Source organism: Hymenobacter sp. UYP22 (assembly GCF_040547285.1).
Classification (GTDB): domain Bacteria; phylum Bacteroidota; class Bacteroidia; order Cytophagales; family Hymenobacteraceae; genus Hymenobacter.
This window is the reverse complement of record NZ_JBEPPK010000001.1, coordinates 259,249-272,380: the sequence shown is the minus strand read 5'-3', so window position 1 is coordinate 272,380 and position 13,132 is coordinate 259,249. Positions and strand designations below refer to the sequence as shown.

11 protein-coding genes are annotated in these 13,132 nt (G+C 56.8%); 8 read left to right on the top strand and 3 right to left on the bottom strand.

The annotated features are described in order from the left end of the window. Positions 1-817: 817 nt before the first annotated feature. The gene (locus ABIB60_RS01265; protein ID WP_354577149.1) at positions 818-1,684 is read right to left on the bottom strand and encodes a carboxypeptidase-like regulatory domain-containing protein; all 867 of its coding nucleotides are present in this window, start codon (positions 1,682-1,684) and stop codon (positions 818-820) included. 613 nt (positions 1,685-2,297) lie between these two features. Between ABIB60_RS01265 and lepA the strand changes: the two genes are divergently transcribed. The 8 genes from lepA to ABIB60_RS01225 all read left to right on the top strand — a co-directional run bounded on the left by lepA (position 2,298) and on the right by ABIB60_RS01225 (position 10,027). Further along, the gene (gene lepA / locus ABIB60_RS01260; protein ID WP_354577148.1) at positions 2,298-4,085 is read left to right on the top strand and encodes a translation elongation factor 4; all 1,788 of its coding nucleotides are present in this window, start codon (positions 2,298-2,300) and stop codon (positions 4,083-4,085) included. A gap of 49 nt (positions 4,086-4,134) precedes the next feature. Continuing rightward, complete coding sequence (locus ABIB60_RS01255; protein WP_354577146.1) at positions 4,135-4,662, top strand: hypothetical protein; 528 nt, start codon at positions 4,135-4,137, stop codon at positions 4,660-4,662. A gap of 30 nt (positions 4,663-4,692) precedes the next feature. After that, positions 4,693-5,601 (top strand): bifunctional 5,10-methylenetetrahydrofolate dehydrogenase/5,10-methenyltetrahydrofolate cyclohydrolase, encoded by a 909-nt coding sequence (locus ABIB60_RS01250; RefSeq protein WP_354577145.1) that lies wholly within the window; start codon positions 4,693-4,695, stop codon positions 5,599-5,601. Between the two features lie 287 nt (positions 5,602-5,888). Next, the gene (locus ABIB60_RS01245) at positions 5,889-6,470 is read left to right on the top strand and encodes a 7-carboxy-7-deazaguanine synthase QueE (protein ID WP_354577750.1); all 582 of its coding nucleotides are present in this window, start codon (positions 5,889-5,891) and stop codon (positions 6,468-6,470) included. A gap of 17 nt (positions 6,471-6,487) precedes the next feature. Next, positions 6,488-8,437 carry an OmpA family protein gene (locus ABIB60_RS01240; RefSeq protein ID WP_354577144.1) on the top strand — a complete coding sequence of 650 codons (1,950 nt, stop codon included), beginning with the start codon at positions 6,488-6,490 and terminating at the stop codon, positions 8,435-8,437. 311 nt (positions 8,438-8,748) lie between these two features. Further along, positions 8,749-9,108 carry a hypothetical protein gene (locus ABIB60_RS01235; RefSeq protein WP_354577142.1) on the top strand — a complete coding sequence of 120 codons (360 nt, stop codon included), beginning with the start codon at positions 8,749-8,751 and terminating at the stop codon, positions 9,106-9,108. A gap of 37 nt (positions 9,109-9,145) precedes the next feature. Continuing rightward, a complete protein-coding gene (locus ABIB60_RS01230; RefSeq protein ID WP_315997677.1) occupies positions 9,146-9,514 on the top strand; it encodes a hypothetical protein in 369 nt (122 codons plus the stop codon). A gap of 147 nt (positions 9,515-9,661) precedes the next feature. Next, a complete protein-coding gene (locus ABIB60_RS01225) occupies positions 9,662-10,027 on the top strand; it encodes a DUF4890 domain-containing protein (protein WP_354577141.1) in 366 nt (121 codons plus the stop codon). A gap of 97 nt (positions 10,028-10,124) precedes the next feature. Here the strand turns inward: ABIB60_RS01225 and ABIB60_RS01220 are convergent, their stop codons facing one another. Together ABIB60_RS01220 and mnmE are read right to left on the bottom strand one after the other, a co-directional pair. After that, positions 10,125-11,417, bottom strand: a complete 1,293-nt coding sequence (locus ABIB60_RS01220) for a citrate synthase (protein WP_354577139.1) — start codon at positions 11,415-11,417, stop codon at positions 10,125-10,127. 229 nt (positions 11,418-11,646) lie between these two features. Further along, positions 11,647-13,038: a tRNA uridine-5-carboxymethylaminomethyl(34) synthesis GTPase MnmE gene (gene mnmE / locus ABIB60_RS01215; protein WP_354577137.1), complete on the bottom strand. Its 1,392-nt coding sequence runs from the start codon at positions 13,036-13,038 to the stop codon at positions 11,647-11,649. Between the last annotated feature and the right edge of the window lie 94 nt (positions 13,039-13,132).

Genomic DNA, 13,132 nt, shown 5'->3' with positions numbered 1-13,132 from the left:
CAGTAGCTTGGAAGAACTTATACTAATTGAAATGCTGCTATACGATGCCTGAAACCAATAAACGCGTTGCTTCCTTCGCCGAGTTCAGGGAGATTATAGAGAAACTGAAAAATCAGCCGGTGTGGCACAGCCGGGCCGGGAGTGGTACCGGATCCATTTTCACACTGTAATTCGGCACGGCATCGTCTCGTGACGAAAAACAGGGCGAATTCTCGTTGATGGTTTTTTGCGCGTGGCGGATTGTAACGGCTGAGCGCGTCATCTGCACTTGGCGCGAGGATGTCGATACCAGCCTAGCTCCTGCCTTACAGACACTGGAAAATAGTGTGGTTGCCAATGCTGCTTTCACAGCGTGGGGTGATCTAACCATTGATTTCTCGAATGGCTACTCACTACATATCTGGAACGACGCTCCTTATACAGATTCTGACAGTTGGAGCATCATCTGCGAAGGAGTAGGAAGTTATTGGGTGGACCCCCGCAATGCTTTCATCCATGAGCCGGCAGCTGATTAGCCAGGGATGGAAAAAGGCAAGCTACCTGAGTGTCATTAGCCGCTGCCGAGACGGCAAGGGGTGGTGACGGGGTGGCAATGCGTGATGACCTAATAACAATGGGCTCTGACCGGATAGCAATGCCCCGTGACGAGGTGACAATGCCTCGTGACTTCGTGGTAACGCCTTGTGGCAGAGTGGCAAGAGTTGCGGATTAGGTGACAATGCTCCGCGACTTGCTCACAACAGCATCTGCCCCCCTACACAATGTGTTCTGACCGCTTCACAACGCCATCTAACTTGCCTGAAGAGGTGCAAAACGGCTACCGCTTCTCCACTTCCTCCAGCACCGAGAAGTACAGGCTGGGCTGCATGGCGCTGACCGTCCAGATGGCCTGGCTGTTCTCGCGCTCCACCATCACCTGCTTGTTCTGCCGCGTCACCGGAATGGAAAAGTACTTGTCCCAGGGCTCGGTCTTCTCGCTTTGCAGCCATTGGATAGTGGCTACCACCGGTTGGGCTTCCAGCTTGATGCCATAACTGCTCAGGTCCACGTTCACCCAGCCGCGCTGCTTGTCGTGGCAAGTCAGCTGCACATCCTGGGAGAGCAGGGCCCGGCCCGGCCGGCCGGCCTCCAGGGCATACAGGTTCAGGCGAAACCGGAGCTGCTGGTAGGTGTTGGTGGCCAGGTACACGTGAAAAGCATCCAGGTAGGCCGGGCGTTTGGGCGTGAGGACGGTGCCCAACTCCCAGCCCCATTCATCGTCTACGGTTTCCTTGCCGCTGGAGCCGGCGGTCCAGAGTACGTCGCCGGTTGGCTTGTTGCGGCCCAGCAGGGCAGGATGCACCGGTTTGCGTTCCACCACCACATCGGGCAGGGCCTGCTCCTGGGGGGTAAGTACAAAGGCCCGCTGACCGGCCAGGAGGGCGGCCGGGGCTACGGCCGTGCGCAAAAAGCCTACGCTGGTAATAATGAGCGTATCGGTAGGAGTGGCCGGAAAGCGCAGGGTGTAGTGGCCCTGCTCATCAGCTACGGTACCGATGTTACGGCCCACCACGCCCAGCGTGGCAAACGGCACCGGCTCCCCGGTACGGGCATTGCGTACCTGACCTTCCAGAACAAGAGCCTGGGCCAGAAGGGCAGCCGGGGCAATGCTTAACAACAGGCTAACAAACAGCCAACGAACCATGGGTGGAGTAGAAACAGTGCGGATAACCATCCGAAGATAGGGCGGTGCCGGGGAAAGTAAGGCGGGCTTGCTTGGAGCGGCCGGCGAGGTGGGGGCCTAATCCCTTGAATGGGTGAAGTATGGTATTTTATGCTTGCCCATAATTCGGTACGGCATTCTGCAAATACGGTCGACCAAGTATTCCCCAGCTCAGGCCCCAAACCGGACCGACAAGCTACCTCTTTGCGCGGCCTGGGGCCTCGGTCACGTAGAGGCGGGGAATACCGATGGAGCCGCCCACGCGGGGGACTCCTATAAGGCAGTCGGGCATGGATGGCCATTGGTACTTCTGTCTTGGAGGTAGGCCGTGGTTGCTGGCTTTAAAGCTCGCGCACTTACTGTCCACACAGCCTAGCGCATGTCCACACAGCCTAGCGTAGTTGATTCCCGGTCCGACCAGAAGCTGGGTGATTGGCGCAATGCATCAGCGGCATTAGCCGATGAATGTAGCAGCCCCGAATTTGCTACTCTGCTGCCCCACCGCCAAACAGCCGCCTGAACGGGGCTGCAGGGGCGCATATTAGCTTTTATAAGGCCTTTGCCGTACCTTCGCCTCTGGAAAAAACCGCCTCTAGTGAAGAACATCCGCAATTTCTGCATCATCGCCCACATCGACCACGGTAAGAGCACCCTGGCCGACCGCCTCCTGGAATTTACCAGCACCGTGGCCAAGCGCGATATGCAAGCTCAGCTGCTCGACAATATGGATCTGGAGCGGGAGCGGGGCATCACCATCAAAAGCCACGCCATCCAGATGCAGTATCAGTACAAGGGCGAGCAATACACGCTCAACCTGATTGATACGCCCGGCCACGTCGATTTTAGCTACGAAGTATCCCGCTCCATTGCTGCCTGTGAAGGCGCTCTGCTGATTGTGGATTCCTCGCAGGGTATCGAAGCCCAGACGATTTCCAACCTCTACCTGGCCATCGGCTCCGACCTGACCATTATTCCGGTGCTCAACAAAATTGACCTGCCCCACTCCATGCCGGAGGAGGTATCGGACGAAATTGTGGACCTCATCGGCTGCGACCGGGACGAAATTATCCATGCTTCGGGTAAGGCCGGTATCGGTATCGAAAACATCCTGAATGCCATCTGTGAGCGGGTTCCGGCCCCCCAGGGCGACCCTGCTGCCCCATTGCAGGCCCTGATCTTCGACTCGGTGTTCAACTCCTACCGGGGTATCGAAGTGCTGTTCCGCATCAAGAACGGGACAATGAAGAAGGGCGACAAACTCCGCTTTATGGCGACTGGCAAGGAGTACGGCGCCGATGAAATCGGTATCCTCGGCCTGAACCAGGAGCCCCGGCCCGAAATTGGCGCCGGCAACGTGGGCTACCTGATTTCGGGTATCAAAGAAGCCCGGGAGGTAAAAGTAGGCGACACCATCACGCACGTAGCCCGGCCCACGGCCGAAGCCATTGTCGGTTTTGAGGACGTGAAGCCGATGGTATTCGCCGGTATTTATCCGGTAGATACTACTGAGTATGAGGAGCTTCGATCCTGCATGGAGAAGCTGCAGTTGAACGATGCTTCCCTGGTATGGGAACCCGAAACTTCGGTGGCCCTGGGCTTCGGCTTCCGCTGCGGCTTCCTGGGCATGCTGCACATGGAAATTGTGCAGGAGCGCTTGGAGCGGGAGTTCAATATGACGGTGATTACCACCGTACCCTCGGTGCAGTTCCACGCTACCGGCACCAAAGACCAACTGCTGACCATCAACGCGCCGAGCGAAATGCCCGAGCCGAACATGATCAAGCACATTGAGGAGCCCTACATCAAAGCCCAGATCATCACGGCGGCCGATTACGTGGGGCCCATTATCACGTTGTGCATGGAAAAGCGCGGCATCATCAAAGGCCAGAGCTACCTCACCTCCGAGCGGGTAGAGCTGTCGTTTGAGCTGCCGCTGTCGGAAATTGTGTTTGACTTCTTCGACAAGCTCAAAACCATCAGCCGCGGTTACGCCTCGCTGGACTACGAGCTGATTGGCTTCCGCGAATCGGACATGGTGAAGCTGGACGTGATGCTGAACGGGGAGAAGGTGGATGCGCTGTCGGCCATCGTGCACCGCAGCAAGAGCTACGACTGGGGCCGCCGCCTCTGCGAAAAGCTCCGGGAGCTGCTGCCCCGCCAGCAGTTCGAAATTGCCATTCAGGCCTCCATCGGGCAGAAAATCATTGCCCGGGAAACCGTGAAGGCCCTGCGTAAAAACGTAATTGCCAAGTGCTACGGCGGCGACATTTCGCGCAAGCGTAAGCTACTGGAAAAGCAAAAGGAAGGTAAGAAACGGATGCGCCAAGTGGGCTCCGTGGAAATTCCGCAAGAGGCCTTCCTGGCCGTTCTCAAAATCGACTAACGCACTGAAACGCGGCTCCGGAAACGGGCCGCGTTTTTTGTTGGCTACTATGGAGTCACGAGATAACGAAAGCCTGATAGCCTTACCTGATTTCTGGCACGTGCTTGACCGATGCGTTGGAATGATTGTCAGTGATACCAAGGTTGGAAAACCCTTTGATAAGCTGATGCTTGGTCAAGAACATTGGGTGCAAGTGCATCAGGATAACAGGCGTTGGACTGAGGAACCCTGTTTCGACTGCGAAATAACCATGGTAGCTTCTTGGAAGCTTACTAAACATGGGCGTTCGGTTAGCCGGTCAAACATGCTATTCACTTATTCCATTGGTCCTTTCAAACATTACCCGTCACTGAACTCGTTGCAGCAGGCGGCAGTGTCAGGAATTACGGTAGGGCCGCAAATGGAACTCATCATACGCTTTACCAATGAGCAGCAATTGGTAATTGGTGGCTTACGAGCCGATAAAGACGGCAAAGAGTACCCCAATTGGCTCCTGCAAATACCCGGCACCATGTACGTACCGTCAGCAGGCGGCAATATTAAAGCCATTCCTTATGGCAGTATTCGTTTCAAGTAGCCTCCTTAAGACACTTCAACCCCTTTCCATATGACCACGGCCCCCAACGCCACCTACCAGCTTATCGACGGCAAGCAGACTGCCGAGAATATTAAGGAAGAAATTGCCGCCGAAGTAGCCCAGCGCAAAGCCGCCGGCCAGAAAACGCCGCACCTGGCCGCTATCCTCGTGGGCCACGATGGGGGCTCCGAGACCTACGTGCGCAACAAGGTGCTGGCCTGCGAGCGGGTGGGGTTCGGCTCCACGCTGCTGCGCTTCGAGGACGACATCACCGAAGCCGAGCTGCTGGCCCAGGTAGACAAGCTGAACAATGACTCGGAAATTGATGGCTTCATCGTGCAGCTGCCCTTGCCCCGCCATATCGACACAAATAAGGTAATCGAAGCCGTGCGGCCCGAGAAGGACGTGGACGGCTTTCACCCCATGAACATTGGGCGGATGGTAGCCGGACTGCCCGCGTTGCTGCCCGCTACGCCCTCGGGTATCGTGGAGCTGCTGCGCCGCTACGAGCTGCCGACGGATGGTAAACACTGCGTGGTTATTGGCCGCAGTAACATTGTGGGTACGCCGGTTAGCATTTTGTTGGCTAAGAACTTAGAACCCGGTAACTGCACCGTTACTTTATGTCACTCGCGTACCCGGAACCTGGCCGAAATTACTCGCACTGCCGATATCCTGGTAGCTGCCCTGGGCCGGCCGGAGTTCGTAACGGCTGATATGGTGAAGCCTGGAGCCGTAGTGATTGACGTGGGCACTACGCGGGTAGAGGACGCCAGCAAAAAATCGGGGTGGGCGCTGAAAGGTGATGTGCACTTTGCCGAAGTAGCCCCGCTGGCCTCTCACATTACCCCCGTACCAGGGGGCGTTGGGCCCATGACCATTGCCATGTTGCTACTCAATACCTTACGGGCCGCAAAAGGGGAAGTATACCCAAAATAATGGGTAACAACCCGCTAACTATAGATAGGGCCAGGAGCGTGAAGCTACCGGCCTTCAACCAGTAGTGAGCCTTGTTAAATCCAAGTAAAACCGCCTCAGGCTTTTAGTTTTCGAGGAAGTGTACTACTTTTAAAGTCGGGCCGTTAGGAGAGGAGGTAGCCGTCAAGGCAAAAAACTCCCCCGGCGGCCCGGCTTTCCGTTTTTCCGAATACACTGTTTTGCTGCACGAACTACCTGTTACGTCGGCGCCCCCGGCCCAGGGGACGGCGGCCCCCGAACTGCCCGTGATGGAGCAGTTCTACACCATTCAGGGCGAAGGCTTCAACACCGGCCGGGCGGCTTATTTTATCCGCCTGGGTGGCTGTGATGTGGGCTGCGTCTGGTGTGATGTGAAAGAATCCTGGCCCGTGGATGCGCACCCCCGCCAGTCGCTGACCCGCCTGGTTGACGCGGTAACGGAGCACCCCGGCCGCAACGTGGTCATCACCGGCGGCGAGCCGCTTATGCACGACTTGGGCCCCCTAACGGCTGCCTTGCATCAAGCCGGCTGCCAAACCTGGATTGAAACCAGCGGCGCCTACCCTCTGAGTGGTAGCTGGGACTGGATTTGCGTGTCGCCGAAAAAATTTAAAGCCCCATTGCCCTCCGTGCTGGCCGCCGCCCACGAGTTGAAGATTATTGTTTTCAACAAGAGTGACTTCGCCTGGGCCGAGCAGCACGCCGCCCTGGTTGGGCCAGCCTGCCGCCTCTACCTGCAGCCAGAATGGAGCAAGGCTGCTGATATGATGCCGCTGCTAGTGGAGTATGTGAAAAACAACCCGCAGTGGCAGGTCTCGTTGCAAACGCATAAGTTTCTCGATATTCCCTAGCGCCCCACTTCTTCCCTATGCGCCGTTCGCTAGTTGTTCCGGTTGTACTGCTTTTGACCGCGGGCGGGCTGCTGCCACTCTCGGCAGCGGCTCAGGCCAAGCTCAGTTCTACCAACACCAAAGCCCGCAACCTGTGGGAGAAAGCCCAAGGCCAGGCCAAAAGCCGGGACTTTGCAAAGGCTATTGAAACGCTGAGCCAGCTCAACGAGAAGTTTCCCTCGCTGGGGGAGCCGTATGTGCTGAAAGGGTCCCTGCTGAAAGCTATGGGCGAAAACCAGCAGGCGTTTGAAGCGTACCGCGACGGGCTGATCAAGCTGCCAGTGGACGCCACTCGCTCCAACGACTACTTCACGCTGGGGGAGTTGGCTATGACGTTCGGCGAGTACCAAACGGCCGCTGATAGCTACCGGAAGTACCTGAAAACGGCCGCTAAAACGCAGCGGAATACGCCCCGGGCCCAGCGTCAGTTACTCAACTGCGACTTCGCCCAGAAGGCTATGGCTGCACCCACTGGCACACAGCCCGCCCCACTGCCCCAACCCCTGAATACATTCCGGTTTCAGTACTTCCCGGTGCTGACCGCCGACAGCCGCTTCATGCTGTTTACTGGCCGGCCCACGGCGGAAAGCGGGGAGGATTTGTTTGTGAGTCGGCAGAATACGGACGGCACGATGGGGGAGCCGGTATCTATTTCACCGGCTATCAACACCTCCTATAATGAGGGCGCCGGCGCCATTTCCGGCGACGGCAAAACGCTGGTATTTGCCTCCTGCGACCGACCCAGCTCGGTGGGCAATTGCGACCTGTACATTTCGCGCCGGACCGGCAACGTATGGAGCAAGCCCCAGAACCTGGGCCGTAACGTGAACTCGCCGGAGTGGGACTCTCAGCCCTCCCTTTCGGCCGATGGCCGCACACTGTATTTCACCAGCACCCGTCGCGGGGGTAAGGGCCAGGAAGATATCTACATGACCACTTTAGGCACGGATGGCAACTGGACGCCCGCCCGCAACCTGGGCAGCCCCGTCAATACTTCCGGCAAGGATATGGCCCCGTTCGTGCACGCCAGCGGTAGCACGCTATATTACGTGACGGATGGCCTGGTGGGTATGGGCGGGCTGGATGTGTACCGCTGCGAGCAGCTGGCCGCCGACAAGTGGAGCATTCCGCAAAACCTGGGCTATCCGCTGAACACGTACGAGAACGAGGCGTCCATCTACATCACCTCCGATAACCGCCGCGGGTTGTGCTCCCGCTCCAAGGCCACCGTGGCCGGCGTCAAGCAGGAGCGGGACCGGCCGGTGGAGCTGTTCGGCTTTGAAGTGCCCAAAGAGGTGCGCGCCCGCGAAACCAGCACCTATACCCAAGGCCGCGTGTACGATGCCTTCACTAAAAAGCCCATCAAAGCCGATGTGCAGCTCTACGACCTGAATACCGACGAGCTGGTGCAGTACGTGGGCTCTGATGCCGAAAACGGTGAGTATACGGTGGTCCTGAACGAAGGCCGGCAGTATGCCATGTACGCCGCCGCCGATAAATACTTGATGCGTAGCCTGAGCTTCGACTACAGCGACAAACGCCGCTTCGACCCCCTCACGCTGGATATTTACCTGGAGCCCGTGCGCTCCGGTCGCAGCATTGTACTCAATAATCTGTTTTTTGACAGCAAGGAGTTTGCCCTCAAGCCCAAGTCACGCACGGAGCTGAACCGTTTGGTTGCCTTTATGAAGCAGTACCCTGATGTGCAGGTGGAAATTTCCGGGCATACAGATGATGTGGGCTCCGATGATGACAACTTGGGACTTTCCCAGAACCGGGCGAAGTCAGTGTACACCTACTTGTTGAGTCAGGGAGTAAAGGCTCAGCGCCTGCGCTACAAAGGCTACGGTGAAGCCAAGCCCATTCACCCAAACGACACTGATGAGCACCGGCAGCAGAACCGGCGCATTGAGCTACGAATTCTCTGATTTTCTGCCTGGCCTTTGCCTTGTTCGCCCCACTCGCACTGCGCGAGTGGGGCTTTTTTTGGATATTTTCTGTCAGTGCTTGGCTATAAGTAATTGTCAGTCAGAATGTTGTAAACACGGTTTAGTGAAAATAAATCAAAAAATTTATAAAAAATCTTTGTATTATTAAATAAACAGGATTATGTTTGGCCATTCTCACCTCCCCTACCGGGTAGGATAGCCCAGCAGAGCGAGTTCAATCAGAGCTTGCAAAAGTGGACGAACGGAATGCTTTTCAACTGCTTTAACTGTACACCTCATATTCCTCCACCATGAAAAAAATTACTCTTCTCGTTGCCCTGCTACTTGTTCTGCAGGGCGTAAGCCAAGCCGATGAACGAAGCGAGGGCACCAGTCTGCAGGCCCGGGCCACCGCCCTCACGCGTTCCATTGCCGATAAAGCCCATTTGGATGAGGGGCAGATTGTGCGCGTAAAGCAGCTGAATCTGCGGATGCTCACCGAAATCGAAGATTTGAAAGCCCGGTTTGTCGCCGATCCTACCTTATTGGATGAACGTCTGGCACAGGCGCAGGCACAATACGAAAACAACCTGACCGCCTTGCTCCGGCCCGCTCAGCTGGCGCTGTTCCAGCAGAACAGGGCCAATATGACGGCCTTGGGCCAACACTAGCATTTGCTCCTTTTCCCATCACTCCACTTCTCAACCCATGAAAAAGCTAACGATTCCTTTGCTTCTGGCAGTTCTCACGTTGGCCTCGCACCGGTTGTTGGCCGCGCCCGGCAATGGCAACCGGGATTTGCAGCTCCGCGCATCTGCCATGACGCGCTCCTTGGCCGAGCAGGTTCATCTTAATGAGGGTCAGTACGTGCAGGTGAAAGCCCTCAACCTCCGCTTGCTGCAGGAAATGCTTGCTGCCAAGGCTGTATTCACGCATGATGCGGATCTGCAAAACCGCGCTATTGCGGATGCCCAGCAGCACTATGAGTACCAACTATCGTCTCTGCTCCAGCCGGCTCAGCTTGCCCTCTACCAGCAGAACCGTGCCAGCCGTACGGCGCTGAACGTAGCGCCTTAACCCAGAGCCCCGGTCTACGCAAAGTAGATCGGGGCTCATGGTAATCCTTTAATTGTCAAGTTTATGTTGGTTTATTGCTAAATACTCCTATCTTCAACTACTCGATCTGGTTATATTTTTTCTTCTTTCCATCAAACCACCACTACCATGAAAAAAGTATTCGCTTCCATTGTATGCATCGCCTTATTCACCGCTGGTTATATCCAGCCCGCCGCGGCTGGTGATGGAACCACTAAAACGGCTGTCCGGGCAACGGAGATGACCCGGCGTATGGCCGAGCAAACGAAGCTCACGGAAGGACAATATGTGAAAGTACGGGCCCTGAACATGCGTCTGCTGACCGAAATGGCCGAGTTGCGCCGCCAGCTTTCCAGCGACGCTACCAAGCTGGACGAAGCTGTGGCTGAAACCCAGCTTCGTTACGAGTGGGACTTGGCCAACATATTACGCCCTAAGCAAATGGTAGCGTATGATGAAATGAAATCAAACTTCACCGCCGTTAATGTACGGTAGTTTACAGCTACTTATGGGTTGTGTCATCAAGTAGTTGTAGAACTAAAAAAGGCCCGCATTTGCGGGCCTTTTTTAGTTCTATGCCTATCCTAGAAGACTAGGCGCGGGCGTCGATGGTAACGTAGTCACGTTCCGTTTCGCCGGTGTAAATCTGACGGGGGCGGCCGATGGGCTCCTTGTTCTCACGCATTTCTTTCCACTGAGCAATCCAGCCGGGAAGGCGGCCCAGGGCAAACATCACCGTGAACATCTCAGTAGGAATGCCCAGGGCTTTGTAGATGATGCCGGAGTAGAAGTCAACGTTGGGGTAGAGCTTGCGCTGGATGAAATACTCATCGGTCAGGGCCGCCTGCTCCAGTTCCTGCGCAATCTTCAGCAGAGGGCTATCCTGCAAGCCGAGGGCAGTCAGCACTTCGTCGGCGGCCTTCTTGATGATTTTGGCGCGGGGGTCGAAGTTCTTGTACACGCGGTGCCCGAAGCCCATCAGGCGGAAGGAGTCGTTTTTGTCCTTGGCCTTAGCAATGAACTTGCTAGTGTCGCCGCCGTCCTGCTCAATGGCCTCCAGCATCTCAATCACCTCCTGGTTAGCACCGCCGTGCAGCGGGCCCCACAGGGCGTTGATACCGGCCGAAACCGAGCCGTACAAGCTGGCGTTGGCCGAGCCTACTAGGCGTACCGTGGAAGTAGAGCAGTTCTGCTCGTGGTCGGCGTGCAGGATGAGCAGCTTGTTGAGGGCGCTTACTACCACCGGGTCGATGTCGTACTTCTCCGTGGGGAAGCTGAACATCATGTACAGGAAGTTTGCGCAGTAGTCGAGGTCATTGCGCGGGTAGTTCAGCGGGTGACCCATATTGTTTTTGTAGGTCCAGGCCGCAATGGTAGGCATCTTCGCCAGCAGGCGGATGATGTTCAGTTCCATTTCCTCGGGGCTCAGATCCGGCGACACGCTCTGGGGGTAAAAGCCAGTGAGGGCGCAAATCAGCGAGGACAAAATGGCCATGGGGTGCGTAGCCGACGGGAAACCGTCGAAAATCTTCCGCATGTCCTCGTGTACCAGCGTGTGCTTGGTAATCTGGCCGGAGAAGTCCTTCAGCTCAGCTTCGGTGGGCAGCTTGCCGTAAATCAGCAGGTAGGCCACTTCCAGAAAGCTCGATTTCTCGGCCAACTGCTCAATCGGATAACCGCGGTAGCGCAGAATGCCTTCCTCGCCGTCCAGGAACGTAATGGCGCTTTTGGTGGCGCCAGTGTTCTTGTAGCCCGAGTCGAGGGTTACGTAGCCAGACTGGTCGCGCAGCTTGCCAATGTCAAAGGCTTTTTCGTGCTCGGTGCCTTCAATGACGGGAAGAGAGAAGGATTTCCCGTCGAGGATCAGTTCAGCAGATTCTGCCATAAATGTGGAGTGAAGGGTGGGTTGTAGGGCGAAACTAAAGAATAACCGGACAGCCGGAAACCCCGTGAGAGTTTGATGCCTATACTACAACTTGGCCCAGGTTGTTGTTTGAGATGGGGAAAGCGCAAAGAAAGGGCCCCCCGCTTAAAAGTTTGGCATATTGGGCAAGGTTTTTCCTCGACAGTGCAGATTATTTGTACCGGTAACGATGCCAGGAGGCCAGGCGGATTTATTTACCGATGCAGAATTGGGTGAAGATGCTGGTGAGCAGGTCGTCGTTGCTGATTTCGCCCGTTATCTGACCCAGAGCTGCCAGGGCGTGGCGTAGGTCGGCAGCTAATAACTCGGTGCCCGCGCCCATGCTCAGGCCCGTTAGCACGGCATCGAGGTGATGGGCGGCCTGCTCCAGGCTTTGGGCGTGGCGCAGGTTGGTTACGATGGTACTGGCCCCGGTTCGGTCCAGGCCTCCACCGCGCACTTTGGCCAGGAGCGTTTCACGCAACTCATCCAAGCCGTCGCCGCGGGAGGCGGCAATCAACACGGTGTCGGGGTGATGCTGGAAAGCCAACAGTTCGGGGTCGGAGGCTACATCGAGCTTGTTGCCTACGGCCAGCACGGGTATACCAGCGGGCAAGGACAGGCCTTGAATCTCCGCTTTAAGCTGAGTAGGGGTAGTTGCGGTAATATCAAACAGATATACAACTAAAGCGGCTTGCTGAACTCGCTTGCGGGTGCGCTCAACCCCGATGGATTCTACCACGTCAGTGGTATCACGCAGCCCGGCCGTATCCACAAACCGGAACCGGATACCGTCGATGCTGACCTCGTCCTCAATCAGGTCGCGGGTGGTGCCAGCCACCTCCGATACAATGGCACGCTCCTCGTTCAGCAGCGCGTTGAGCAGGGTGCTTTTGCCGGCATTGGGGCGGCCGGCAATAACGGTAGTAACGCCGTTTTTGATGACGTTGCCCAACTCAAAGGAGCGAAGCAGCCGGCGTACCAGTTGCTGTACTTCTTGCAGGAGTTGTACCAGCCCAGTGCGGTCGGCAAACTCCACGTCTTCTTCTCCAAAGTCCAGCTCCAACTCCAACAGCGCGGCAAACTGCACCAGCCGACCCCGGAGGTCTTTCAGCTCCTGGGAAAAGCCGCCGCGCATCTGCTGCAACGCTACTTGGTGCGAGAGGGCCGAATCGGCGGCAATCAGGTCGGCTACGGCCTCGGCCTGGGCCAGATCAAAAGCTCCGTGCAGAAAAGCGCGCTTGGTAAACTCGCCGGCCTCCGCCAAACGGGCCCCCCGCCGGGTCAGTAGCGCCATTACTTCCTGCACGATGTAGTCGGAGCCGTGGGTACTGATTTCCACCACGTCCTCGCGGGTATAGGAGTGCGGCCCCCGAAACAGCGACACCACTACTTCATCCAAAATTCGTGCTCCGTCGCGCACGGTACCGTAGTGCAGGGTGTGACCGGGCTGGTCGCGCAGGCGTTTACCGGCAAATACTTCATCGGTGAGCCGCACAGCATCGGGGCCGGAGAGGCGGATGAGGGCAATAGCCCCGGCGCCGGGCGGCGTGGACAGGGCAATGATGGTATCGGTAAGGGAAACGGGAAGAGCTAGGGCCACAGCACGAAGGAAATGATGCAGGCGCAAAGGTAGCGCTATCCGGGCAGGCAGTGCCAGGGCTCTTCGCGCCAACTGCCGTTCTGGCCAAAACGAG

Excerpts from the sequence above, each read along its gene's own strand:
- ABIB60_RS01265 (WP_354577149.1), bottom strand. The coding sequence starts at position 1,684 with ATGGTTCGTTGGCTGTTTGTTAGCCTGTTGTTAAGCATTGCCCCGGCT.
- ABIB60_RS01255 (WP_354577146.1), top strand. The coding sequence starts at position 4,135 with ATGGAGTCACGAGATAACGAAAGCCTGATAGCCTTACCTGATTTCTGG.
- ABIB60_RS01250 (WP_354577145.1), top strand. The coding sequence starts at position 4,693 with ATGACCACGGCCCCCAACGCCACCTACCAGCTTATCGACGGCAAGCAG.
- ABIB60_RS01245 (WP_354577750.1), top strand. The coding sequence starts at position 5,889 with ATGGAGCAGTTCTACACCATTCAGGGCGAAGGCTTCAACACCGGCCGG.
- ABIB60_RS01240 (WP_354577144.1), top strand. The coding sequence starts at position 6,488 with ATGCGCCGTTCGCTAGTTGTTCCGGTTGTACTGCTTTTGACCGCGGGC.
- ABIB60_RS01235 (WP_354577142.1), top strand. The coding sequence starts at position 8,749 with ATGAAAAAAATTACTCTTCTCGTTGCCCTGCTACTTGTTCTGCAGGGC.
- ABIB60_RS01230 (WP_315997677.1), top strand. The coding sequence starts at position 9,146 with ATGAAAAAGCTAACGATTCCTTTGCTTCTGGCAGTTCTCACGTTGGCC.
- ABIB60_RS01225 (WP_354577141.1), top strand. The coding sequence starts at position 9,662 with ATGAAAAAAGTATTCGCTTCCATTGTATGCATCGCCTTATTCACCGCT.
- ABIB60_RS01220 (WP_354577139.1), bottom strand. The coding sequence starts at position 11,417 with ATGGCAGAATCTGCTGAACTGATCCTCGACGGGAAATCCTTCTCTCTT.